Source organism: Burkholderia sp. MSh2 (assembly GCF_000731655.1).
GTDB classification, from domain to species: Bacteria; Pseudomonadota; Gammaproteobacteria; order Burkholderiales; family Burkholderiaceae; genus Burkholderia; species Burkholderia paludis.
This window is the reverse complement of the sequence record NZ_JPGM01000005.1, coordinates 213,271-237,140: the sequence shown is the minus strand read 5'-3', so window position 1 is coordinate 237,140 and position 23,870 is coordinate 213,271. Positions and strand designations below refer to the sequence as shown.

17 protein-coding genes are annotated in these 23,870 nt (G+C 65.9%); 7 read left to right on the top strand and 10 right to left on the bottom strand.

Annotated elements, in window-relative coordinates:
• Positions 1-113 precede the first annotated feature (113 nt).
• From GQ57_RS04590 to GQ57_RS04585, 3 genes are read right to left on the bottom strand one after another with little or no spacing between them, the layout of a single operon-like run.
• Positions 114-410 (bottom strand): hypothetical protein, encoded by a 297-nt coding sequence (locus GQ57_RS04590; RefSeq protein ID WP_034197195.1) that lies wholly within the window; start codon positions 408-410, stop codon positions 114-116.
• Entirely contained in the window at positions 407-676 is a 270-nt protein-coding gene (locus tag GQ57_RS41320) for a hypothetical protein (RefSeq protein WP_152603187.1), read from the bottom strand. Before GQ57_RS41320 ends, GQ57_RS04590 begins: the two co-directional genes overlap by 4 nt.
• On the bottom strand, positions 673-9,867 hold the full coding sequence (locus GQ57_RS04585; protein WP_052001069.1) for a hemagglutinin repeat-containing protein: 9,195 nt from the start codon (positions 9,865-9,867) through the stop codon (positions 673-675). The genes GQ57_RS41320 and GQ57_RS04585 overlap by 4 nt, the downstream gene beginning before the upstream one ends.
• A 32-nt stretch (positions 9,868-9,899) precedes the next feature.
• On the opposite strand from GQ57_RS04585, the gene GQ57_RS44115 reads away from it, so the two are divergent.
• Entirely contained in the window at positions 9,900-10,034 is a 135-nt protein-coding gene (locus GQ57_RS44115; protein WP_268810863.1) for a hypothetical protein, read from the top strand.
• A gap of 468 nt (positions 10,035-10,502) precedes the next feature.
• On the opposite strand, the gene cml is transcribed toward GQ57_RS44115, so the two are convergent.
• Entirely contained in the window at positions 10,503-11,696 is a 1,194-nt protein-coding gene (gene cml, locus GQ57_RS04580) for a CmlA/FloR family chloramphenicol efflux MFS transporter (protein ID WP_034197194.1), read from the bottom strand.
• A gap of 637 nt (positions 11,697-12,333) precedes the next feature.
• On the opposite strand from cml, the gene GQ57_RS04575 reads away from it, so the two are divergent.
• Both GQ57_RS04575 and GQ57_RS04570 read left to right on the top strand, forming a co-directional pair.
• Entirely contained in the window at positions 12,334-12,924 is a 591-nt protein-coding gene (locus GQ57_RS04575; protein ID WP_174923328.1) for a histone acetyltransferase, read from the top strand.
• Positions 12,925-12,956: 32 nt separating this feature from the next.
• Positions 12,957-13,529 (top strand): NADPH-dependent FMN reductase, encoded by a 573-nt coding sequence (locus GQ57_RS04570; protein WP_031402278.1) that lies wholly within the window; start codon positions 12,957-12,959, stop codon positions 13,527-13,529.
• 79 nt (positions 13,530-13,608) lie between these two features.
• On the opposite strand, the gene GQ57_RS04565 is transcribed toward GQ57_RS04570, so the two are convergent.
• Complete coding sequence (locus tag GQ57_RS04565; RefSeq protein WP_031402277.1) at positions 13,609-13,914, bottom strand: DUF4148 domain-containing protein; 306 nt, start codon at positions 13,912-13,914, stop codon at positions 13,609-13,611.
• Between the two features lie 240 nt (positions 13,915-14,154).
• Here GQ57_RS04565 and GQ57_RS04560 point away from each other — a divergent pair, with 240 nt between their 5' ends.
• On the top strand, positions 14,155-14,658 hold the full coding sequence (locus tag GQ57_RS04560; RefSeq protein WP_034197192.1) for a DM13 domain-containing protein: 504 nt from the start codon (positions 14,155-14,157) through the stop codon (positions 14,656-14,658).
• A 32-nt stretch (positions 14,659-14,690) separates the two neighbouring features.
• On the opposite strand, the gene GQ57_RS04555 is transcribed toward GQ57_RS04560, so the two are convergent.
• The 5 genes from GQ57_RS04555 to GQ57_RS04535 form a co-directional block, all read right to left on the bottom strand.
• Positions 14,691-15,308 carry a DUF2894 domain-containing protein gene (locus tag GQ57_RS04555; RefSeq protein ID WP_034197191.1) on the bottom strand — a complete coding sequence of 206 codons (618 nt, stop codon included), beginning with the start codon at positions 15,306-15,308 and terminating at the stop codon, positions 14,691-14,693.
• Positions 15,305-15,949: an OmpA family protein gene (locus GQ57_RS04550; RefSeq protein ID WP_031402274.1), complete on the bottom strand. Its 645-nt coding sequence runs from the start codon at positions 15,947-15,949 to the stop codon at positions 15,305-15,307. The genes GQ57_RS04555 and GQ57_RS04550 overlap by 4 nt, the downstream gene beginning before the upstream one ends.
• Before the next feature lie 3 nt (positions 15,950-15,952).
• Positions 15,953-19,240: a DUF802 domain-containing protein gene (locus GQ57_RS04545; RefSeq protein ID WP_034197190.1), complete on the bottom strand. Its 3,288-nt coding sequence runs from the start codon at positions 19,238-19,240 to the stop codon at positions 15,953-15,955.
• Between the two features lie 10 nt (positions 19,241-19,250).
• Complete coding sequence (locus GQ57_RS04540) at positions 19,251-20,015, bottom strand: DUF3348 domain-containing protein (RefSeq protein WP_031402272.1); 765 nt, start codon at positions 20,013-20,015, stop codon at positions 19,251-19,253.
• Positions 20,016-20,387: 372 nt separating this feature from the next.
• Positions 20,388-21,026 (bottom strand): LysE family translocator, encoded by a 639-nt coding sequence (locus GQ57_RS04535; protein ID WP_034197189.1) that lies wholly within the window; start codon positions 21,024-21,026, stop codon positions 20,388-20,390.
• Between the two features lie 151 nt (positions 21,027-21,177).
• Between GQ57_RS04535 and GQ57_RS04530 the strand changes: the two genes are divergently transcribed.
• The 3 genes from GQ57_RS04530 (at position 21,178) to GQ57_RS04520 (ending at position 23,864) form a co-directional block, all read left to right on the top strand.
• Complete coding sequence (locus GQ57_RS04530) at positions 21,178-21,642, top strand: GNAT family N-acetyltransferase (RefSeq protein WP_034197188.1); 465 nt, start codon at positions 21,178-21,180, stop codon at positions 21,640-21,642.
• A 52-nt stretch (positions 21,643-21,694) separates the two neighbouring features.
• Positions 21,695-22,264, top strand: a complete 570-nt coding sequence (locus tag GQ57_RS04525; protein WP_034197187.1) for a hypothetical protein — start codon at positions 21,695-21,697, stop codon at positions 22,262-22,264.
• Between the two features lie 220 nt (positions 22,265-22,484).
• On the top strand, positions 22,485-23,864 hold the full coding sequence (locus tag GQ57_RS04520; RefSeq protein ID WP_034197186.1) for an FAD-containing oxidoreductase: 1,380 nt from the start codon (positions 22,485-22,487) through the stop codon (positions 23,862-23,864).
• Positions 23,865-23,870 lie beyond the last annotated feature (6 nt).

Sequence of the window (23,870 nt, the reverse complement as noted above, 5' to 3'; positions counted from 1 at the left end):
ATTACAAATGCCTTTATGGAGACAAAGCACACAAATGACAAAAAGAAAGCAGCCAAATACAAGATAACCAATCTTGACATTCCATTACCTCCCAATTTTGTATTGGGCATCGTTTATTGCTTTCGTTCCTGCTTCAGCGCCTGCAGCACCGCCGACCCCACCTGACCGGGTGCAGCAGAGTTAGCGTTTGCCACGATGAATGCCTGCAGATCCGAATTCACCTGTGCCGTTGCTTGAGTCAGAATTGGTTTCCCGTCGGCCGTCGAGCCAGCGTATATCCATTCGTCAATGGTCTCGCCCACGCGCGCGACGATGGCCCGATCGGTCGGAGTAGGCACTTGTTGCACATTAACCGCCACCTCGACAAAGGTAATAGCGAGCAGCACCGCCAACCTTGTTGCTGTTTTCATGGCGCGTTATCTTCGTCGTCTTTCGTTGTGTAGCTCTCGCGTGCCTTCTTGTAGCTGTCGTCGAAGGGCTTGATTTTCAGGAGATGTGCTCTACTTGCATATCCACCAACAGCCGCAACCCCCAAACCCACCAGCAGCAAGCAGCCTCCAAACGGAGCGGGCGGCACATATCTGTATGCAAGAAACATAATTAGAAGACCAAAAACAAGTAGACTGGTCCGCACCCATCGCGCAAAATTTCCTTTCTCAATGAATCGAATTTTCATCGCGTTCCGCTCCAATAATTAACGAAATCAGCCCAGTATCTATTGAGTGAATTCTGTACCTGATGGCCCGCACCGCTATTGTTGAGCTTGTTCGCTGTTTCGTTTATCGCTGGCCCCAGCCCAGGTGCCCGATCTGACAGATTTCCCGCAACTAAACCCGTGATACCTGATACGGCATATTGACCTACGTCCGGTTTTACGATTTGAGCCAGTGCATCGGCCGCAAATCCAGCAACCGTGGCAGTATAGGCCGCTGCGGAGAGCCCGCTAGAGAATGGCGATGGAATGCTTGCCAGTGCAGCAGTCGTTGCACTAAACCGTCCCGTATTCGTCGAAACCATCCCCGCCACATCTGCCGTCGTATTCCTGACATAGTCGCCATCCGACCGGTCGAACTTCGTGAATGGCCCGCTCACATCAAATCCCCAGCTATTGCTCGCGGTTCGATCATAGTTGAACTGACTCGGTACCTGACTGTTCGTTGCCGAGTTCGCGTTTGCCGCGATGTACGATTGCAATTCAGGATTTGCAATCGCCGTCTTCTGCGTCAAAACGATCTGACCATCCGCCGTCGGATTCGCGCCAACCCATTGGGCGCCCATATCAGTCGGCGCCGTGCCCACAAGGGTTGCTGGCGTCCCCGATTCGTGACTTCCGTTCACGGACACGCCCATGATCCGCATCTGATCCTCAATCTGAGTTTGGGTATATTTACCTTTGCTCTTCTCTGCCAACTGCTTCGCGAGCGTCTTTTCTTCCGGATGCAGTTGCCGATTGAACCGATCCACGTTGTATCCCGAGAACGCTCCCGATTCCCCACCCACTGCCGCACCAGCCCCCGTCGCAAGCGCGTTCGCCACGATGTTCCCCAGCGCTTGATTCATATCGGCGTTGCCGGTCGGATCGCTGCCCGCGATCGCGCTGCTCAGTTCATTCAACTTGCCGGACGCGATCGACGCGACCGCCGCACCTGCTGCACCACCTACCGCCTCGCCACCCGCCAGTCCCGTCACCAGCGCCGCACCGGCACCTTGCATCAGCGCGCGGTTCGCTCCGCCTTCCTTCCATGCGTCGACGCCTGCCTGATCGCCATTCTTCTCGGCTTGCCGTTTCATCTTGTCCGCGTAGTCCCCGATCCGGCGCGACACCGCTTCGCCAGCCGCGCTGGCCGCAGCCATCATGTCCGCTTGATTGCTCAAGAGATTCTGCATGTCGGGGAGTTTGGCGACCGTACCGTTCGTGTTCGTCGTATCGCGGTTCAAGCTCGCCACATCCTGCTTCTGGTTCGCCGAATCCGTAATCGTGACCGTCCCCGCGCTTACGCCGCTCTTCGTCGTCGCGCTATCACTACCGCTGTCGTTCTGTCCGAGCATGGGCACGGCGCCACCGGCATTCTTGCCCGACGTGCTGCCGTGCGTGCTGTAGTTCATCCCGCCGTCGCCAGTCGTCGCACCCGCGCTGAAGCCGCTTGAACTTGCATCGTAGTGCGACTGATTCTGGATGTCCGAGAAAGAGAGCGAACCCGTCGTCAGCGCGTTCTTCGATACCTCCGCGTCGCTCGCAATCAGCCCGCCTTTCAGATCGGTATTGCCGGTGACGTTGATATTGAAGCCTCCGTCGCCCGCGTGAATCCCGGCCTGTTCATTGACGCCCGCATAGCTGCCCGTCGCGTTACCCTTGCTCTGGCTGAAGCTCGCACTTGCGCCGCCCTGACTGATGTTGAAGCCGCCGCCCGAACTCGACTGATGCGCCGCGCTCGACAACGTGTCCTGCACACTCGCGATGTTCAGATTCCCGCCCACATCGGCGTTCACCTGATTGCCCTTCACGTTCGAGCCGATAATGTTCGTATCACCGCCCGAGATGATCGTCACGCCATTTGCCGCGTTTACATGGCTGTTGTTCTGCGTAATCAGATCGCTGTTGCCGTCGCCATTGGCCTTCGACATCGCCGCCGAAACGCCAAAGCCCCCCGTGCCGACCGATACGCCCACACTTGCGCTCTTCGATTCATTCGTGCTGCGCGTCGAATCGGTGTCCGACGTATTGATGATATTGACCTGATTCTTCGCCGCCAGAATCACATCGTTTGCGATTACGTTCGAACCGGCGATCGTCACATTGCCGCTTCCCGGCTGCCCGTTCCCCGTTGCCGCAAACGCTACGGTTCCGCCTGCATTGACGTTCGAGCCGCGATTCGTCACGCTGTTCTCGGTGAATGCGCTCTTGCTGTGACTGCTGCCGACGCTGGCCTCAACCTTGAACTGCGGTGTCTCACCCGCTCCCAGCGACCTGACCAGATCGCCGGCGGCCATGTCCGCATCCCACGCCGCGCTCGCCGCTGCCATTCCGTGCAGCGCTGCCGCACGACCATCCTGGCTACTGCTGGATGCGCGCGATTGATCCAGCGCGTTCGACACCGCGTCGATTACCGGTGCCTTCAATGCCAGTGTCAGGCCGCTCTTCGACACTTCCTGTGTCTCGCCGCGGTGACGCGTGTCCTGCGTCGCGTCGATCATCACGTTCGCGCCTGTACCGCCAAGATTCTTCGCTGCGATCAGGTCGCTTCCCGTCACGTGCAGGTCGTTTCCAGCAGTAACGCTGACGTTGCCCTTCAGCGAACCGATCGTACTGCCGTTGTTCGACACCTCGGTCGACTGACTGTTCGTCTTCAGAGAACTGCTGCCAATCGACACCGACAGGCCGCCGCCCGACATCAAACCCGATTCCTTCTTGTCGTAGTAGCTCGACGACTGCAAGGTATCCTGCGACGTCGTAACCGTCACGTTGCGTGCTGCCGTGAGCGTCACGTCGTTCGTTCCGACGATGGTGCTACCCTGAACATTGACGTCCTTTCCGCTGACGATATTCACGCCGTCCGCTGACACCAGACTGCCTTGATTCAACGTCATGGCCTGGTCGATGCCGCTCGCAACCTTCACGCCGCTCACGACATTGCTGTGGCTGTGCGTTTCGTGCGAGCTCAGCTCATGCATCTCGGTTGCCGCACCGATATTCACATCGCCGGCCGCCAGCAGGTTCGCGTTGCCCTTGTCGAGACTGATCGCGCTGCCGGAAAGCGTAATATCCTTGCCCGACACGATGTTCACCGTATCGCCGCCCTTGAGCGTCGCCCCGGTCAGCGCCTGATCCGACGTGTGCAGTGTGTCCGCGTAGCTGCCATGACTGTCCTTACCCGAACTGTTGGCGTTCACGGTTGATGTCGCGCTCGCCGCGCCGAGCGTCACGTTGCCCTTGGCAGCAAGCGTCCCACCTTGCCCGAAGTCGATCTGCGCGCCCTTCGCCGTCAGGTCACCGCCGACGGCGATCAACGATTGCCCGCCGACCGTCACCGAGCCGCCGACCACCTTGTTGATGTCGGTGTTGGACACGCCGTTCGCTCGCTGCACGATCTTGTGCTCGCCCGTCTGGACCGCACCGAGATCCCAGTTGCCGCCGACGTTCATCCCGAGATTGCCGCCGACCGACAGGTTGCCCGCGTTCTGTTGGAAGTTGCCGCCGGTGACGATCGACGCATCACCCGCGACATCCAGCTTCGCAGTCGGCCCGAGCGTCGTCACCATGCTCGTCGCACCATCGCGGCTCACGCGCGTGTTGGTCTTCGTCGCCGTATCGAGAATCAGGTCCTTGCCGGCATCCAGTTGCAAACTGCCGGCTTTCACATTCGCCGACGTCAGGTCGATGTTGTTCTCGGTCTTCAGCGACATCAGCCCGCCGCTTTGCAGCGCGCCGAACGCGTTGTCGATCTGCTTGCCCTGGATCGCAAGCGTGTTGTCCGCCTTGATCGTGCCGCTGTTCGTGAACGTCTGTGCGTTCTGGAAATCGATGTTCGTCGCACTGATCAGCGGGCCGTTGACATTCTGCTGGTTCGCCTGCGCGAGATACACGACCGGCACCAGCACCGACTGGCCGTCCACCACGCGCGTCTCCATCATGACCACGTTGCTGGTCAGCTTCGACACCTGCTCGGCCGACAGGCTCGCGCCCATCGGCAGATCGAGCGACTTCGACAGATCCGCGCCCGCCGTCATCAACGACTGATACATCGTTTGCAGATCAGCGTACGGCCCCAGCACCGCCTTGCCGGTCAGCGCCGTCACCTGATTGCGCACGAGCTGCTGCTCATGGAAGCCGTCGCCGAGACGCTTCGGAATATGCGTGAGATCGACGCCAAGCTGACCGAAGAAGTAGTCGCTCGAAATGAAATTCTTCTGATTCGTGAACGCCGGGTTCGTCTCGATCACGTAGTTCGCATTCGGCGCGGTAGTCGGCCGGTACAGCCCGCCCTGCGGAATCGTGAGGTTGTTCAGTACATTCAGCGCCGTCGCACTGGCGATGATCGGATCGACCGGCGCCGGCGGACTGTCGTGCACCGACGATGCGCCCGATTTCGCACCGCTCGCGTTACCGCTCAGGTTGGTCGGCGTGAGGCCCGGCACCGATTGTCCCGGCAGCAAGCCGAGCGACGGCATTGATGCATTGCCCGCCGTGTTGTTGACACTCACCCCCGTTCCCGAAATCGTGCCGTTCGAATTCAACGTCGGATCATAACGCGGTAGCTTGTAGTCCTTGATCGAGGCCGGCGCCGCCTGCGTAAAGCCGCCCGGACGCCCCGTCACGAACGGCGCATTGCCGAACGGTAGCTGCCAGTCGTGTTCGGAATTGTCGTAGTTGTTGTAGTGATACTGCCCCGAGTAGGAGACCGTCACGCCCGGCAGTTTCTGGCCGGATGCCGCCCAGCCGTAGGCGTCGTAGTGCGCCGGCATCTCGACGTCGCCGACCGCGGCGATGTTGCTCCAGTAGTTTTGCAGCGTGCTGACGGACGACGCATCGATCTTGCCGCCCGACACGATCTGCGCGGCCGGGCTGATGTCCGTCACGGTCGTCGCCGTCGCGCTGTCGGCATAGTAGGTCGTGAACTGATAGCTGCTGTTCCATTGACCGCTATGAGGCGGCGAAATGAACATGCCGCCCGGCTGCTTGATCAGTTCGGCCGCTTGTTCCGGTGTAGGGTTCTGGATACCGTAACTCGTCTGACCCATGCAATTCCCCACAAAATACGCCGCGCACCCGGACATACTGATGCCGAACTGCGCGAGCGATGCCGGATCGATCTGGCTGGTGGAAGTCTTCATCACGCGGCGCGTGCTTGCCACCTTGTCGGCGTGCAATTCCATGTCGCCTCCGGACTGGATCAGGGCAGACACGTTATTCACCAGCGCCGCGATCCTGTAATTGCCGCTCGCATCCTTGCCGCCGGCCAGTACAACCTTGCCCATGCCGAAGATGGCCGTCGTCGCCATCGAGTCGGTGGCCGTCGTGTCGTCGCGGTTCTCGATGTCACGCGCGAGAATCTCGAGCGTACCGTTGCTGTCCGAACCGCCAATCAACGCGGTCGGCCCGAGGTTCGAGACCGTATTCGTCGCGTTGAGCGATACGCTGGCGCCTACCAGCGCCCCCGTGTTGGTCAAATCGGTCGACTGCGTGCGCAGCAAGCCGCCGGCCGTCAAGGCGCCCGCGTTGACGATGTTGCCCGCGTCGACGCTCAGGTTGTTGACCGATTGCAGGTTCGCGTGGTTCGTAAAGGTGCCGGGCAACGTGAAGGCGAGATCGTGACCGACGTTGAACTGCGTGTCGGATGCCGCACTGTAATCGCCCTGCAGGTTCACGTTGGCGTCGTGCGTCGCCGCGTATGTGCCGCCACCTTGCAGCGTGGCCGCTGCGACCGACAGGTCGTGCGTCGAACTGATCTGGCCGTTCGTGTTCGTGATCGCGCCGGTCGTCGTGACGTTCACGTCGCCGTTCGAATTCGTGACGTTACCGATGGTGCCACCGCTGTTGTCGAGCGAGTCCCCCTGGACATGCAGCGATGCGCCGCTGAGCTGACCGCCCTGCGTGTTGCCGATCGACGCCGCGCTGACCGTCACGTCGCCGTTACCGGTAATGGCACCCATACCCGACACACCGCCGGCATGACTGTTCGCAATCTGGCTGACGCCCTGCACCGTCATCTTGCCCGTACCGAGGTCGACAATCGCGCCGTCCGCGTTGTCGATCGAAGCGGATTGAATGTCGAGCGTGCTGGTGTCGCCCGCAGTCGATTGCCCGGCTTGCACATGGCCGCCCCGATTCGACAGCGCGCCACCGTTCTTCAACGACAGCGACGCGTCCGATCGCAGCAGGCCCTGCGCGTTGTTCACGTCGCCCGCAATCGTGGCGTCGATGCCGCGCTGCGCCGCGAGAATACCGCTCGCGTTGTTCCAGCTGCTCGCATCGACGACCGCTTGTCCCTTCGTCACGATGGTGCCTGACGCGTTGTTCAACGCGCTGGCGCCATTACCGGGCGCAATCATCAGCGTGCCCGTGCCGGCATGTGTGATGGTGCCGCCAGCGTTGTTCAGCTGGGCGGGCTTGAGCGTCAGATCCGTGCTGTTGGTCTGGATCACGCCACCCGTCGAGTTGTCGAGCGTGCCGCCGACATTCACGTCCATCGCCGACGCCCCGTACTGCGTGATCGTGCCACCGTGGTTGACGAGGTTGGCGGCCGCGAGCGCAAGCAGATTGGTCTCGAGCGTGCCGCCACTGTTATCCAGCGTCGAGTCTGCCGTGACCGACAGGTTCGGCGCGACGATCAAACCGCCTTGGTTCGTCATCGAGCCTGAGTGGATTGTCGCGTTCGTGCCCGCACCAATCTGGCCGCCATCGTTCGCCAGCGTTCCGCTGGTGACACTCAGGTCCGTATTCGACAACAGCTTGCCGCTGGCGTTGTTCAGCGTGCCGCCGACGGTCGCCGTCAGTCCGGTCTGCGCGTTGATCGAGCCCGATGCGTTGTTCAGCGTGCCGGTTTGCGCGACAACGCGCCCGTTGCTGGCGATCGAACCGCCCACGTTCGATACCGTGCCCGAACCGCTTCCGAGCGTCAGTGTGTCGTTGCCGGCATGGGTGATCGTACCTCCGTCGTTGACGACAGACGTCGGGGCGAGCGTCAGGTCGGTACTGTTGGTTTGCAGCGTGCCGCCGTTGGAATTGTCGAGCGTGCGCGACACATTGACGGCCATCGCGCCGGCGCCGGTCTGCGTGATCGTGCCGCCGTGGTTCACGAGATCGGTTGCAGTCAGCGAAAGCTGGACGGCTTGAACGTCTCCCGCGCCGTTGTCGAGGGTCGTGCCGGTCAGCGCCGCAGACTGGCCGATGATCGCGCCACCGCTATTGGTCAGGCGCGAGCCCGCATCGACCGCCACCTGCTTCGCGGCCTTCAACGTCCCGCCACTGTTGTCGACCGACCGCCCGGTCACCCGCAGATTCCCGTTCGACGTCATCGCCGCGTGGTTCGCGATGTTGCCGCCTTGTACGGTCACGTCGCCGTTACCACCGATCACGCCACCTTGTGCGCCGTTCGCCGTCGTACCGGCCGCGTTCGTGAGCCGGCCGGTCGCGGTCAGCACCAGGCCTTCGGTGTTGAGGGACGTGATCCGGCCGGCCGTATTGTCGATCGTCGTCCCGACCACGTCGGCGTGCCCGGCACTCTGGATCGTGCCTTGCCGGTTCTCGACAGTGCCGCCGCGCAACGCCACCGTGCCCTGCGAAACCAATACGCCGGACTGGTTCGCGATCCGGTTCGCGACCGTTGCCGACAACTTGCCCTGCGACGAAACCTCGCCGTTCCGGTTCGAGACGTTGCCGGCCGCCAGCGTCGTACTGCCACCGCTCGTCAGGTTGCCGCGATCGTTGACGATCGTGCCGGCTGCGGATGCCAGGACCGCGCCTTGTGCGCTCGTCGTCGCATCGGCAAGGTTCACGTCACCATTCGTCGCAGCCAGCGACAGGTTGCCGTTCGCAGCCGTCGTGCTGCCGGCGAGGTTCACGCCGGCGCCAGTTGCCGCTACGTTGCCGCCCGCGACGTTCTTCCCGGTCGCGTTCAACTGGCCCGTGGCCGAGAGTTGCAGATCGCCCGTTTGCGTGGCGACACCGTCGCTGTTCACGCCCGCGCCGAGCAGGCCGGTCGAATTCAGCGAGGCGGCCGTCACGCCCACGTCATGCTGCGCGGCGAGCGTACCCGTATTCTCCACATCGGCACCGGTATTCAACGAGACCGACTGCCGACCGTAGGTCGTGCCGCTGTTCTCGACGCCACCGGCGGCCGATACCGCGACATTGCCGAGCGAACTCACCTCGCCCGACTGCACGAGCCGACCGTCCGTCGTCAGCGTCAGGCCCATCGCATCGGCCGCGATCGTGCCGGCGTTCCGGACCCCGACTCCGCTCTCGGTACCGACCAGGAAAATCCGGTTGCCGTACATGCCGCCCAACTGGCCGACATCGATCGCCACGGCCGGTGCCGCGCCTTCGCCCTGGATGCGCGTCGTCTGCAGCGTGTCGTGATTGACCTGATTCGCGCCGGCCACCACGTTCAGGTTGCCTGCATAAATGGCCGCATTCGTTTGAACCGCCCGGGCGATCAGATCCACCTGATCGACGTTGGTCGCATTCAGGCCGGCGCCTTGCACCGTGATGAGGCCGCGCGTCGTATTGAAACCGGCCAGCGATCCGTCCGCATTCAGGTTCGGCGTTCCGGTCGTGAGAATTGCACGCGATGTGTTGATGAAACCGCCACCATCGACCACCAGCCCCGACGGATTCGAGATGATCATTTCGGCACGTTGGCCGGCGATCTCGACATACCCTCTCAGTTGCGACGGGTTGTTGCTGTTGACCTGATTGACGATGATCCGGGCCGCATCGTTCGCGCCGAAATTCGGATTGCCGTTGATATAGCCGGCCTGCCGGGTGTTCGTCATTACCGGCGAGTTGTTCACGATCACACCCGGTTTCTGAACGTCGAACCGGGAATACGTGTTCAGCGAAACGCCGGCACCGCCGGGCTTGTTGATATCGACCTGCGGCAGGCCGTTCGAGGTCTGAATGACCTTCGGCGCATTCCCTCCCGCCCCCACCACCTGTGCCGGCACCCTGAGCGGCACCGCGCTTGCGGCAAGCAACGCCGCAAACGCCATGTGACGCAACGCAAACCGTACCGCCGCGCGCCGCGTCTGAACGGCGCGGGCGATCTCTCCACGGCTGGTTTTCCCCGACGAGCACGCCGTCTCTTCGACCGCGATCAACATGCCGCGGATGTGGCTGAATACCAGACGATATTGGGTTTTGTTCATGGCACGGCGGGCGCGTTCAACGCGCCAGGCGAATGGATCTGGAACATCGCCGGAAGACAAGCAATGAAGAGGTCGACAGCGTCGACATCGGCGACGCCGAAATTCCCCGCCTCTTCTTCACCCGGATCGTGACGAATTCGATTGGTCTCTCGCGACGTAATGTATAGAAATATTTGTTATCACGACATCGTGAATAAAAAATTTCGGAGTTCTGAGATACGCGAAAATCTCATTCCCACCATCTCATTCGCTCAACTTCCCTACGACACGGCCTATTACGACAAAAATTTCACTTCCGTTTTTAACGGTTCGAAACCATCTTTGCAAACACATACGCCATCCTAAATACATTGAATATTCAAAATAACTTCTCGACCGGCATCGTCACGCTTCAGAAGACATCACACCGCAGTCACCCCATCACCGGGGAAATCGGCAGTTCGCCATCCACTATCGAGCGTGAAGCGCACGCCTCCGGCCCATGAAGAAAACGCGCCCGAAACAGCGGGCGCGAAATCGGCACGTCAGATTCGTATTGACACTTTGATCATTCGGTCGGCTTGCGACCGGAGGGGTTCGCAACAGATCGACGCAAGCCTTGCCGTGTCGCGTACTTGCAACAAACGCGCGAACCCTCAGCCGCCCTGTCGCCTCACGACGGTGATTGCGATACAGCACGCCGCCGGCATGCACAGGCAGAAAGCCACCAAGGGCCACGGAGTATCGCCCGGCAGCACGAGAATCGCGACCGTCCCGATGCCGCCGACGATCAGGCTCTGGACGCAGTAATACAGCGCGACTGCCGTGCCGGCGACGTCGTCGAAATCCCGCAGCGCGCCGTTCGCGGTCACCGCCGACATCAGGACGATGCCGATCGCGACGATCCACATCGGCATCACGAACGCGACGAACGACGGCGCCATCAGTACCGTGCAGGCTGCCAGCGTGATCGCCCCTGCCATCATGACGACAGCGCCCCGAACGAAGCAGCGCGGCACGCCCCAGCTCGACACGAACCGCGCGACAAAGCGTGATGCAACGATCATGACGAGCGCAACCGATGCGAAAGCCGCGCTGAATTCCGGACGGGACAAGCCGACCCGGTCGATCAGCACACGCGGCGCGATCGAGAAGAACACGAAGAACGCGCCCATCGCAGTGCCGAAGCCGAACGCGTAGACCTGGAAGGACGGATTGCGCAGGATCGACGCAACGGACCGCAACGACCTGCACTGCGTCCGCGGTCGCGTTTCATGCCATCGCGACCACGCGCGGCCGGCCGCCAGACAACCGGCCAGGCCGAGGGTCACGAAGATCGCGCGCCATCCGAAGCCGTGCGCGATGCCCGCGCCGAGCATCGGCCCGAGTGCCGGCACGAACGCCAGAATCGCGCCGAACTGGCTGTATATCGTGGCGCCCTCGGGGCGTTCGGCATAGACGTCACGCACCGTCGCGAAAGTCGCGACCAGCGCCGCCGACGCACCTGCCGCCTGCAGCACGCGCAGCGTGACGAATACGGTTCCGCGACTTGCCGTCGCGAGCGCCAGGGACGCCGCCGAAAAGAGCAGCGCGCCGCCCAGGAGCACCGGCCGCCTGCCGAAGCGATCGGACAACGGGCCGAACACCATCTGCCCCAGGCCGAGGACGACCATGTAGACGCTCAGCGTCAGTTGAACCATCGCGGGCGACGTATGGAGCGCGGCCGGCATCTCGGGAATCACCGGCAAATAGACGTCCATCGCCAGCGACGCGAGGAGATCGAAAGGGACCATCAGCAACAACGCCGACGGCAACGAAACGGCCCATGCGGGCACGGATTGATCAGGCATGACAAGGCATCCGCTCAGAAAGGGAATTCCGGCGGCAATCTGCCTGCAGACTCAGTGACGAGAGGAGATCGCCGCAACAACCGGGTGAAGAAGGTCGTTGCGGCTCAGCGATCCGTGGACGGGCCCGCTCCCATGATCAGATCCTGGTGAAGTTCGTTTGCCGTGAAGTGTATGTCATTTCGAGACAAGCACCGGGATACGGCATCGGCACGCCCCCCTGTTGCGACCGATTGTCGCGAAACACCCCGATTCGTCGTGTTTCTCCGCCTTTCTCCGCCGGTCCGATTGCCCGCCCCCGGCACCTCGCGTATGGTGCTGGCCGTCCGCGCTCGATCTGTCGGCCGGACCTCCGACCGTCGTCCCGCACGACGGCCGCGCGGGCCGTGCCCGCCGTCACCGTCTCCGCGGCACCGCCCTTCGGCGCCGCGCATTCATGAGGAGAGAGGCGTGATCCACAAAGTCCTGATCCTGTTCGCACTCTGCATCGCGGGCCTCGCCGCGATCGCCGCCAGTTTCCAGCACATCCCCAGCTGATTCGCGGCCCCGGCTCGCTTCGCCGAGCCGGGGGCCGCAGCCGTTCCGCTTCCCTTTGCGATGAACCCCTTTCTCGATGCGCCCGGGACGGGCGCCTTTTGCCATGCGTATCGACGTACAGCATTCCCAGCACGACATCGACGATGAACTCGACACCCTCTACGCACGCCTGCACCAGCCCGGCCATCGCCTGCACGGCCTGCCGGCCGTCGCGCTCGGCCGCTCCGGCCTGATCGTCCGCCACCGCGAGGCGGACGGCGAATACTTCCTGTATGTCGAAGATCCGGCCGCGCGCCAGCTCGCCGGCTATACGGTGTTCAACCGCCTGCCCGAAATCCCGCGTCGCGCCGACCGCTACCTGCGCGCGCCGCATACGCGGCTGCGCGGCACGATGCAACGCTGCGGCCTCGCGACGACGCTGTATCGCTGGGGGCTCGACGCAGGCCTGTGCCTGGTCAGCGGCGCACGCCAGTCGATCGGCGCCGCACGGTTGTGGACGACGCTCGCCCGGAACTACCGGCACGGTTTCGTCGATATCGAGGGCCGTGCGCTGCGCTATCTCGGCGAAGCCGTTGCCGACGACGTACACGGCGCGCTGCACACGCGGCGGCTGTTGCTCGGCGCCGGGTGGGAACTCGGCGCGTTCGCGCACGCGGCGGGGATGGCCGACGCGATCGGAGCGACGATGCGATAATCCGTGCGATCCGCCAACCGGAACGCCGCACGATGACCACCGATCCCCGAACCGACGCCGACCGACGCATCGACATCGTCGCCCTGTGCGGCAGCCTCCGTTCGCAGTCGTACAACGCCGCGCTGCTCGATGCGGCCGCGCTCGTCGCGCCGCGCGGCATGCGCATCGTGCGCTTCGATCGCCTCGGCGAATTCCCGCTGTTCAATCCCGACGCGGAATATCCGTCGCCCGCCGCCGTGCGCGACCTGATCGATCGGCTGATCGCGGCCGACGGCGTGCTGATCGCGAGCCCGGAATACGCGCACGGCGTGACCGGCGTGATGAAGAACGCGCTGGACTGGGTCGTGGGATGTGAAGCGTTCGTGTACAAGCCGGTCGCGGTGCTGAATGCGTCGCCGCGCGCGACGCATGCGGACGCGGCGCTACGGGAAACGCTGTCGGTGATGTCGGCGCATATCGTCGAGCACGCGTCGATTACGCTGCCGGTGCTCGGCAGCCGGCTCGACTCGGCGGGCATCGCCGCCCATCCGCCGTTCACGGCGGCGCTGGCCGACGCGTTGCACGCGTTCGGCGCGGCGATTGCCGAAGGCACGTCAACGCGCTGACGTTGCGTATGCGGCGATCCATCGCGGCCTGGATCAATCGAACGTTGCGCCCATCGACAGGCGCAACGTCCTGCCCGGATCATCGTCCACGATAGATCGGCCGGTCGGCCGCCATCGGGCCCGATTCGCTCGCGGCCGGTGCCGCCATTCCGTATCCACTGGTATCGGCCGTCGACGTGCCGGTCGAACCGATCTTCTTCAGCGCTTCCGCCAGTCGTGCCGGATAGTACGGGTCCTCGCCGTTCTGACGGTAGCCGGCCGCGCGCAGCGCGGCCAGTTCGGCCTTCACCTGCGCGCGCGTCACGGTGGACTCCGGCGCGGCCCACGCGGAAACGGATGCGGCCGCGGCAACCGTCGCAAGAACATACAGGGCAAGCTTGTTCATTTGATCTCTCCTGGGCGTCGACGACGTTGTCGACGGAGAGTGAGTCGATCCGCGTGCGCAAAGATGACACGCGCCGACGAAGAAAATTCGGCGTCGCGTCGCGATGCCGCTGTCACGCAGCGCGCGCGGCAGGAACGGCGTGTTCGACGGCAAGCCGACCGGCTGTCAGATTCCGCCGGCCCGCGCGACTACAGGCATGTGGCCCCGCGCCACCCTCTGTTCCCGTTCAAAGGGTCCGACATGAAAACCGGAATCTGGATACCGGTCGCATCGCATCTCTCGACGGGCCTCGCGGCTTTTGCCGCGGGCATCTACGTGCTGCCGATCCTCACGGCATCGGATGGCGCCAGCGCCGTCGAACTGCAAGTGGCCGCGGAAAACGCACGTCATACCGGCCGCTTCGAACGCGACCTGCCGGGCAGCGACGCACTGCACTGGGCGGACGGCAAGCTGACCGTCACCGATTCGTCGATCGCGTTCGAAGGCGACATCGCACCGGGCCCCGACTACAAGATCTATCTCGTGCCGGCCTTCGTCGATACGCGAGCGTCGTTCCTCGCGATCAAGGCGCGCGCCGCACGCGTGGGCGACCTGAAGACATTCGGCAATTTCGTCGTGCCGCTTCCCGACGACGTGAATCCCGCGCAATACACGTCGGTCGTGATCTGGTGCGAACGCTTCTCGACATTCATCAGCGCGGCGCGCTATCAAGACGCACCGGCGTCGGGCCTGACGTCGATGTAACCGGCCCCGGCAGCGACGGCGCGGCCCGCGCGTTACCGGCTCTTGCCGCGCGCGCCCTTCTTCACCGCTTTCGCGCGCGGCGCGTCCTTCTCGGGTTGCGCGCCGCCGCCGGCGAGATCCTCGAGCCACGCGAGCGCATCGACGTACGACAGGAACTGCTGCAGGTATTCCGGCGACAGTTCGCGCATCGTCGACAGCGAACGGTGCACGAGACTGTTCGAATTGAGCGGCCCCGCGTTGCGCGGCACCTGGTCGAGCGACTGACGGTACTGCTGTTCCGTGCGGACCTTCGACCACATCGTGCGGAAGTAGTCGACCAGCTCGGGATCGGGCCCGCGCCGGTCGGCCTGCGCGTCGCGCGCGAGCCGTTCGACGAGTGCGGCGAGCGCACCGCGCGCAGGCGCGCCTGCCGCGGCGTGCGACGGGCCGAGCGCGGCAGCGGCCTCACCGGCCCGCGTCACGACTGCCGCAAAACCGTCGATCAGCGCCGCCAGCCGCGCATCGAGCAATACGCGCGCAGCGCCGTCGAGCGCCGCCGCGCGCCGCTCGAGCGCATCGATCCGGTGAAAGCGCACCGGATCGAGCCGATCGGCGCCCTGCTCGCGCCAGGCGTCGAGTGTCGCGCGCACGTGCGTCGCGTCGTCGGTCACGGCGCCTTCCCTCCGTTCGACGCGCTCTTGCGCGGCACCGGCGCGATCTCCACGCGGCGGTTCTTCGCGCGGCCTTCGTCGTCCGCGTTCGAGCTGACCGGCTGCTCGGAACCGAACGCGGCCGCGAACACCGACGAGGCCGGCACGCCGGCGTCGATCAGCGCCCGCGTGACCGTCAACGCGCGCTTGGCCGACAGCTCCCAGTTATCCGCGAACTGGCGGTTGCCTGCATGCACCTGCTGGTCGTCGGCGAAGCCGCTGATCATCAGGATCTCGTCGCGCGTCTTCAGGTAGGCGGCCAGCGGCGTGGCCAGCGTATTCATCAGGTCGCGGCCCGCGGGCTGCAACTGGTCGGAGTTCAGTGCGAACAGCACGTTGCCGCTGATCCCGATGCGGCCGTTCACGAGCGTCACGCGGCCGGCCGCGAGCGGCCCGGCGAGCGCCTGCTCGAGCGACTTGCGCTGCTGCGCCTCCTGCTGGCGCGCACGCACGGCTTCCTCGAGCTTCGACGTGAGCTGGAGCTGCATGCCGATCACGCCGACGAGGATCAGCACGAACGCGCCGAGCAGCACCGACATCAGGTCGGCGAACGCGGGCCATACCGGCGCGGCGGGCGCGCCGTCGTCGATTTCGTCGTGCATGCGTTACGCTCCGACGGACGCCCGCCGGCCGGCGAGCTGCTGCAGGTCCTCGACGATCTGCTTCTGCGACAGCATGCTCAGGTCGATCACCTCGCGCGCCTGCGCGACGTAATACTCGAGCTGTTCGTCGCTGCGCGCGAGCGATTTCTCGAGCGCGGCCTCGATGCGCTGCAGATGGGTCAGCAGCTTGTCGTTCGATTCGCCGAACACCTGCACGGCCGCGCCGAACGCATCGCCGAGGCTCGCCACCTCGACGGCGCCCGCGCTCACCTGCGCGGCGACCGAATCGAGCTTGCGCGTTTCGGCATCGACGGTGTCGTTGAAGCGCGCGCCGACGCGGTCGAGCAGGTCGGCCGACGTGCTGACGAGCGCGTCGATCGCGGTGCGCTGTTCGGTCGACGCGTGGTTGACCGCGCCGAGCAGCGTTTCGAGCGTCGCGAGCAGGCGGCTGCGCTCCTCGAGCATCGCGGTGTCGTGCACCAGGCTGTCCGACAGGCGCTGGCGCAATTCGGCGACGACGTCGGCGGCAGCCTTCGGCGCTTCCGACGCCGCCTGCACGAGACGCGCGATCTCGTTGATCGTGTCGCTCGCATGCACCTGCGCCTGCGCGGTGATGTCGTTCGCGGTGCGGGTCAGCGTGTCGCAGATGTCCTGCTGGCGGGTTGCCGCTTGCGCGCTCGTCTGCGCCCATTCGTCGCGCAGCGCGGCCGCCATTGCCGCGAGCGAATCGTTCCAGGCCGACAGACGCTCGTCGTCGCGTGCGGCGAGTTGGGCTTGCAGGCCCGTGTGCGAATCGCGGATCGTCGACAGAAGATCGTTCGAGCGTTGTTCGAACGTCGAGGCTTGCGTGGTGAGATCGCGCGTCGTTTGTGCAAGCGCGTCGCAGATTTCCTGCTGACGGCCCGCGCTGTGTACGCCCGCGCGCTGCCATTCGTCGCCGAGCTTCGCGGCCATCGCGGCCAGCGAATCGTTCCATACCGACAGACGCTCTTCGTCGCGTGCGGCGAGTTGCGTTTGCAGGCCCGTGTGCGAATCGCGGATCGTCGACAGCAAATCGTTCGAGCGTTGTTCGAACGTCGAGGCTTGCGTGGTGAGGTCGCGCGTGGTTTGCGCAAGCGCGTCGCAGATTTCCTGCTGACGGCCCGCGCTGTGTACACCCGCGCGCTGCCATTCGTCACCGAGCTTCGCGGCCATCGCGGCCAGCGAATCGTTCCATACCGACAGACGCTGTTCGTCTCGTGCGGCGAGTTGCGTTTGCAGGCCCGTGTGCGAATCGCGGATCGTCGACAGCAGATCGTTCGAGCGTTGTTCGAACGTCGAGGCCTGGGTGGTGAGATCGCGCGTCGTTTGCGCAAGTGCGTCGCAGATTTCCTGCTGACGGCCCGCGCTGTGTACGCCTGCGCGTTGCCATTCGTCGCCGAGCTTCGCAGCCATCGCGGCCAGCGAATCGTTCCATACCGACAGACGCTGTTCGTCTCGTGCAGCGAGTTGCGTTTGCAGGCCCGTGTGCGAATCGCGGATCGTCGACAGCAGATCGTTCGAGCGTTGTTCGAACGTCGAGGCCTGGGTGGTGAGATCGCGCGTCGTTTGCGCAAGCGCGTCGCAGATTTCCTGCTGACGGCCCGCGCTGTGTACGCCTGCGCGCTGCCATTCGTCACCCAGCTTCGCGGCCATCGCGGCCAGCGAGTCGTTCCATGCCGACAGACGCTCTTCGTCACGAGCGGCGAGTTGCGTTTGCAGGCCCGTGTGCGAATCGCGGATCGTCGAGAGCAGATCGCTCGAGCGTTGTTCGAACGTCGAGGCTTGCGTGGTGAGGTCGCGCGTCGTTTGTGCAAGCGCGTCGCAGATTTCCTGCTGGCGGCCCGCGCTATGCGCGCCCGCACGCTGCCATTCGTCACCGAGCTTCGCGGCCATCGCGGCCAGCGAATCGTTCCAGGCCGTGAGGCGCTGTTCGTCGCGCGCGGCCAGATCCGTCTGCAACCCCGCGTGCGATTCGCGCATCGCGGCGAGCGCCGCGCCCGAATGCCGTTCGAAGGTCGCTGCGGCTTCGCCCAGCGCACGCGCGTGCTGGCCGGCCAGCGTCTCGCCGACCTGCTCCTGGCGCGACAGCGCATCGTGCCACGCATCCGACAGGCGACGCTCGGTCGATTCGAGGCGCGTCGCCACGCCGTCGAGCAGCCCCGTCGAGCGCTGCGCGAACGTGTCGGTGAACTGGCCGAGCGTCGTCTGCAGCTGTTGCGCGACGGCGTCGCCCGCGCGGCGCTGTTCGTCGAGCGCGCGGGTCCAGACGGCCGTCACGTCGCCGGTGGTCTTCGCGAAGCCTTCCGTAAGCCCGTCGAGCTGGCGCTGCACCGCGCCCGTCACGGTATCGCGCAGCGCGGCCATCTCCTGCGCCAGCCCCGTCATCGTCGCCGCGACGACCGGCTGCAGCGCGGCGCCGGCCACGCGTGCGCTCTCGGCCGCGCTTTCCTTCAGCGCATCGCCGACGTTCGACGCCAGACCCGCGTACGCGCGCTCGGTCCGCTCGAAGAACGCCTGCTGGCTTTCCAGCTGGCGATCGTGCAGCGCGACGCTGCGCGCCTCGAGCGTCGTCATCATCGTCTGCAGCCGGTCGACCAGCGCCGGCATCACGTCGGCCTGGCGCTGCAGCAGCCGGAACGATTCGTCGCGCCGGTGCGCCGACGAATGCACGCGCAACGTCGTCGCGATCTTCGCGTCGAGCTGCTGGCCCGCGTCGATCCGCTCGCGGCGCGCGAGCGCCGACAGCAGCCCGAGCATCGCGGACGTCGCGACCCCGGCGATCGACGTGCCGAACGCGAAGCCGAGCCCCTTCACCGGCGCGATCAGCGACGCGCGGATCGCGTCGAGATCGGTCGCGCTTTCGAGCGCGGCGCCCGTGCCCTTCAGCGTCACGACCATCCCGAGCAGCGTGCCGAGCATGCCGAGCAGCACCAGCAGGCCGACGAGGTAAGGCGTGAGCGCCGGGCCGGGCAGCGCGACGCGCGCCCCCTCGACCCGCGCCCGCGCGGCGCCGCGCAAGCCCGGCGGCAGCGTGTCGAGCCACGCGTCGAGCGTCGCGGGCGGCTCGCCCAGGCCGGCGACCGCGCGCGACAGCGTGGCGGTCGCCTGCCGGTAGCGCAGCAGTTCCCAGGCGCCGGCGACGTAGCACGCGCCGATCAGCAGCGTGACGGCCGAGGCCAGCGGGTTCGACGCGGCATAGCCGCCGCCGATCCAGACCACGGCGAGCAGACCGGCGACGAAGACAACAAGATCAATGCGAATTCTGGACATAGCGTGTTGATTAGCAGGTGCGAAGGGCCGCGAGCAGCCCGTCTACCGTTTGAAACCGGACTTCGAGTTCGGCAAGCAGGATGCTGCGCATCTCGTCGCGAAACGTGTCGAGCCATGCGCCGGGCACGATCGCCGCAACGGCCGCGCCATCCGCCGGCGCGACGTGATCGGCCGGATCGGCCGCGACCGCGGATTCGGCATCGGCCAGCGCCTGCCGTTCCGCGTCGCGCAGCCGCCCGAAACGCGTGCCGAGCAGCGCGGGCACCGCGGACAGCAGGCTGCGCTCGCGTGCGCCGAGCACCCGCTCCATGATCGCGTCGAGCGTCGCGAGCCGCGCCATCCCGGACGAGCGCGCGGCGAGCGCGACCCGCAATCTGCCGCGCAACTGGCCGATCGCCGTTTCCATGTCCTGCTGCAGCGTCAGGTAACGCTGGCGGAAATCCGCGAAATCGGCCGTGTCGGCGGCCGGCGGCGGCATGTCGCCGGGCCGGCGCCGCGCGGGCGGCCGGCTGGAAGCGGTGATCGCCTGCGCGAGATCGTGACGCACGCGCGCGCAATCGCGCTCGGCATCGTAGCCGCGCACGCCGGCCGCGACGCCGGGCGGGCTCGCGTTCAGCGCGGACGACAGCGTGATCGCGTCGGTCCAGCCGAGCCACTGGCTCAACCGGTCGGACAGCGACTGGCGGGATTCCGCGACGTCGGCATCGGCCGCGCGCGCGAGCAGCCGGACGAGGGTCGGACCGCTCAACGCCGGGCGCGGAGGTGCTTGCACCATGCTGCAAACCGTCAAAAAAGGCAGCAGTTTACACGTCGCGGGGCGGTCGACCGCCAGAATCGGGGGCGCGGTGCCTGCCGGTGCCCGGCGCGGCATGCCCGGATGCCCGTCGCGCAAGGCTTTGCGGGCTTCGGCAGGCTGCGGGGAAGGCGTCGGGGAGGCTGTCGGAGGCGGCCCGGCGGACGGGCGCGCGCGGGTCGCCGGGCGAATCGCCCGACGGGGGAACATGAAGAGAAGGAAAGAACGGTTCCGGACCGCTTGCGGATTCCGGAACCGCGATGCGCGTTCGCGCGGTGCGCCGGCCGGCTCGCTCCGGCAACCGTCCACGGGAGTGGCCGGTCGCCATGCAACGCCCGCCGGAACCGAATGCGCTCAGAGCCCCGCTTTCGGCGCGTTCAGGATCAGCCGCAGCCCGAGCAGGGCGATCGCGCCGGCGGCGATCCGGTCGATCCACGCCTTCGCGCGCAGGTAGAGTTCGCGCGGGCCGCGGGTGGAAAAGCACAGCGCGACCAGCGTGTACCAGCCGAACTCGACGGCGAACACGAGCGGCGGCAGCGCCAGATAGCACCACAGCGGCGGATGCTGCGGGAGCAGCGCCGCGAAGATGCTGCCGTACCAGATCGCCGTCTTCGGGTTGCTGAGCTGGGTCGTGAGGCCCGTCCAGAACGACTTGCGCGCGCTGCCGGCGGCCATCGCCTGCGGATCGTCCATCGCGATCGGCCGGTCGGCGCCGCGCCAGATCTTCGACGCCATGTAGACCAGGTACGCGCCGCCCGCCACCTTCAGGCCCACATACAGCCATTCGACGGCCTGCAGCAGCGTATACAGCCCGGCCAGCGCGACGCCGCCGAACACGATCCCGCCGATCCCCATGCCGAGCGCGGTGGCCAGCCCGTCGCGGCGCGACAGCCCGATCGAATTGCGCGCCACCAGCACGAAGCTCGGGCCCGGAATCATCGCGCCGAGGAACAGCGCGGCCAGAATGGCGAGTACGGCAGCCGATGCAGTCATCAAAATCTCCCTCGTGAGCGGCGCCGGGTCGCCGGCGCCGGCATGTCGTTTCCGGTAATCCGGCCGACGATTCTGGCACGCTTCGCGCCTGACCGGAAGCGGCCTTGCGCTGCTATGCTGGCCCCTTGCCCGTCATTCCGCACCGCTGCCCATGATCGAGATTCGCGCCGCCCGCTATCCCGACGACGCCAGCGTCGTCGAGGCGATCTTTCGCGAGTACATCGCGAGCCCCACCGTCAGCCTCGCTTTCCAGGACTTCGAGCCCGAGATCGCCGCGCTGCCCGGCAAGTACGCGGCGCCGAGCGGCATGCTGCTGATCGCATGGCGCGGCGATCGCGCGGTCGGCTGCGCGGCGTTTCGCGCCATCGACGGCACGACGTGCGAGATGAAACGCGTGTACGTGCGCCCCGAGGCGCGCGGCCTGCAGGTCGGCCGCCGGCTCGTCGAACGGCTGCTGCAAGACGCGAAGGCGGCCGGCTATGCGCGCATGTGCCTGGACGTGCTGCCCGAATTCGTCGCCGCCAGGCAACTGTATGCGTCGCTGGGCTTCACGCCCGCGCCGCCCGTCGCGTTCAACCCGGTGCCGGGCACCGAGTTCCTCGGGCGGGATCTGTAACGCCACGCCGCCGGCCCCGCCTGCCCTCCTCCCTTCGACCGGACTCCCCTTCATGCGCGCTTTCCGCCTGTCCATCGTGCTCCTCCCGCTGCTCGCCGCGCTGTCGTTCCACGCCCGCGCCGACGACCTGCCGAAGTCGATCGCCGCGCAACTGCCGCCCGGCTACCAGCCGATGCTCGCGCAAGCCGGGCCGGATCTCGACAACGGCCGGCACAGTTTCCTCGTCGTCGCGCATCGGGAGGGCGACACGCTCGGGCAGCCGTCGCCGCGCCCGCTGCTGATCTACGAGGAGCAGGCCGACCACGCGTACCGGCTCGCCGCACGCAACGACGAGGTCGTGCTGCGCGCGAACGAAGGCGGCCAGTGCGATCCGTTCGAGTTCGCCGACGACGGCCTCGCGGTCAAGGGCCGCTATTTCACCGTGCAGAATGCCGTCGCGTGCGGGCAGCACTGGAGCGACTACGTGACGTTCCGCTACGACCCGCGCACGCACGGCTGGCTGTTTTCGAGCCAGATCGTCACCGTATCGTTTCCGCTCGAGGATCAGCCCGACCACGTCACCGTCACGCGCGCCGACGCGCACCGGCCGGTGTCGTTCAGTCAGTGGAAGCGCAAGGACTGACGCGGCCGCCACCGCGTAACAGCGTCGATCGCGTCGCGCAGCGGCCGGCGCGGCCCGGCTCCGGCCCGCTCCTCCGCGCCCGCGCCGCCTGCCGTGCCGCCGCTCGCGGACGCACGCCAACCGGGCTACCATAGGCGCTCGCCGTCGCGCGACCGTGCGCCGGCCCCGCACGCGGCACGCCCGCACGCGTTCCCTCGCTGCACCCGCACAGGAGGACGTCATGACGCAACACTTCGACGCGATCGTCATCGGCACCGGGCAAGCCGGGCCGCCGCTCGCCGCGCGGCTGTCGGCCGCCGGGATGAAAGTCGCGATCGTCGAGCGCGGCCGCTTCGGCGGCACCTGCGTGAACACCGGCTGCATCCCGACCAAGACGCTGATCGCCAGCGCGTACGCCGCGCACCTCGCGCGGCGCGCCGGCGAATACGGCGTGTCGGTCGGCGGCCCCGTCAGCGTCGACATGCGCGCCGTGAAGGCGCGCAAGGACCTGATCTCCGGGCGCTCGAACCACGGTGTCGAACAATGGGTGCGCGACCTCGCGAACGCGACCGTGTTCCAGGGTCACGCCCGCTTCGAGCGCGCCGACGCGGTACGCGTGGGCGACGAGCTGCTCGACGCCGAACGCATCTTCGTCAACGTCGGCGGGCGCGCGCTGGTGCCGCCGATGCCGGGCCTCGACGCGGTGCCGTACCTGACCAACTCGACGATGATGGACGTCGACTTCCTGCCCGGGCATCTCGTGATCGTCGGCGGCAGCTATGTCGGGCTCGAGTTCGGCCAGATGTATCGGCGCTTCGGCTCGCAGGTCACGATCGTCGAGAAGGGCCCGCGCCTGATCCGCCGCGAGGACGAGGACGTGTCGCAGGCCGTGCGCGAGATCCTCGAACACGAAGGGATCAACGTGCAGCTCGACGCGAACTGCCTGAGCGCGCGGCGCGACGGCGGCGGCATCGTCGTCGGCCTCGATTGCGCGGGCGGCGGCCGCGAGGTCGCGGGCTCGCACCTGCTGCTCGCGGTCGGGCGCGTGCCGAACACCGACGATCTCGGGCTCGACCGTGCGGGCGTGAAGACCGACGCGCGCGGCTATATCGAGGTCGACGAGCAGTTGCGCACGAACGTGCCTGGCATCTGGGCGCTCGGCGACTGCAACGGGCGCGGCGCGTTCACGCACACCGCGTACAACGACTACGAGATCGTCGCGGCCAACCTGCTCGACAACGATCCGCGCAAGGTGTCCGACCGCATCGCGGCGTACGTGATGTACATCGATCCGCCGCTCGGCCGCATCGGCATGACGCTCGCGGAGGCGAAGCAGACGGGCCGCCGGCTGCTCGTCGGCACGCGGCCGATGACGCGCGTCGGCCGCGCGGTCGAAAAAGGCGAGAGCCAGGGTTTCATGAAGGTGATCGTCGACGCGGACAGCCACGCGATCCTCGGCGCGTCGATCCTCGGCGTGACCGGCGACGAGGTCGTGCACGGCATGCTCGACGTGATGGCCGCCGGCGCGCCGTACACGACGATCAGCCGCGCGATGCACATTCACCCGACCGTATCGGAGCTCGTGCCGACGCTGCTGCAGGATCTGCATCCGGTCGCGTGACGCGCG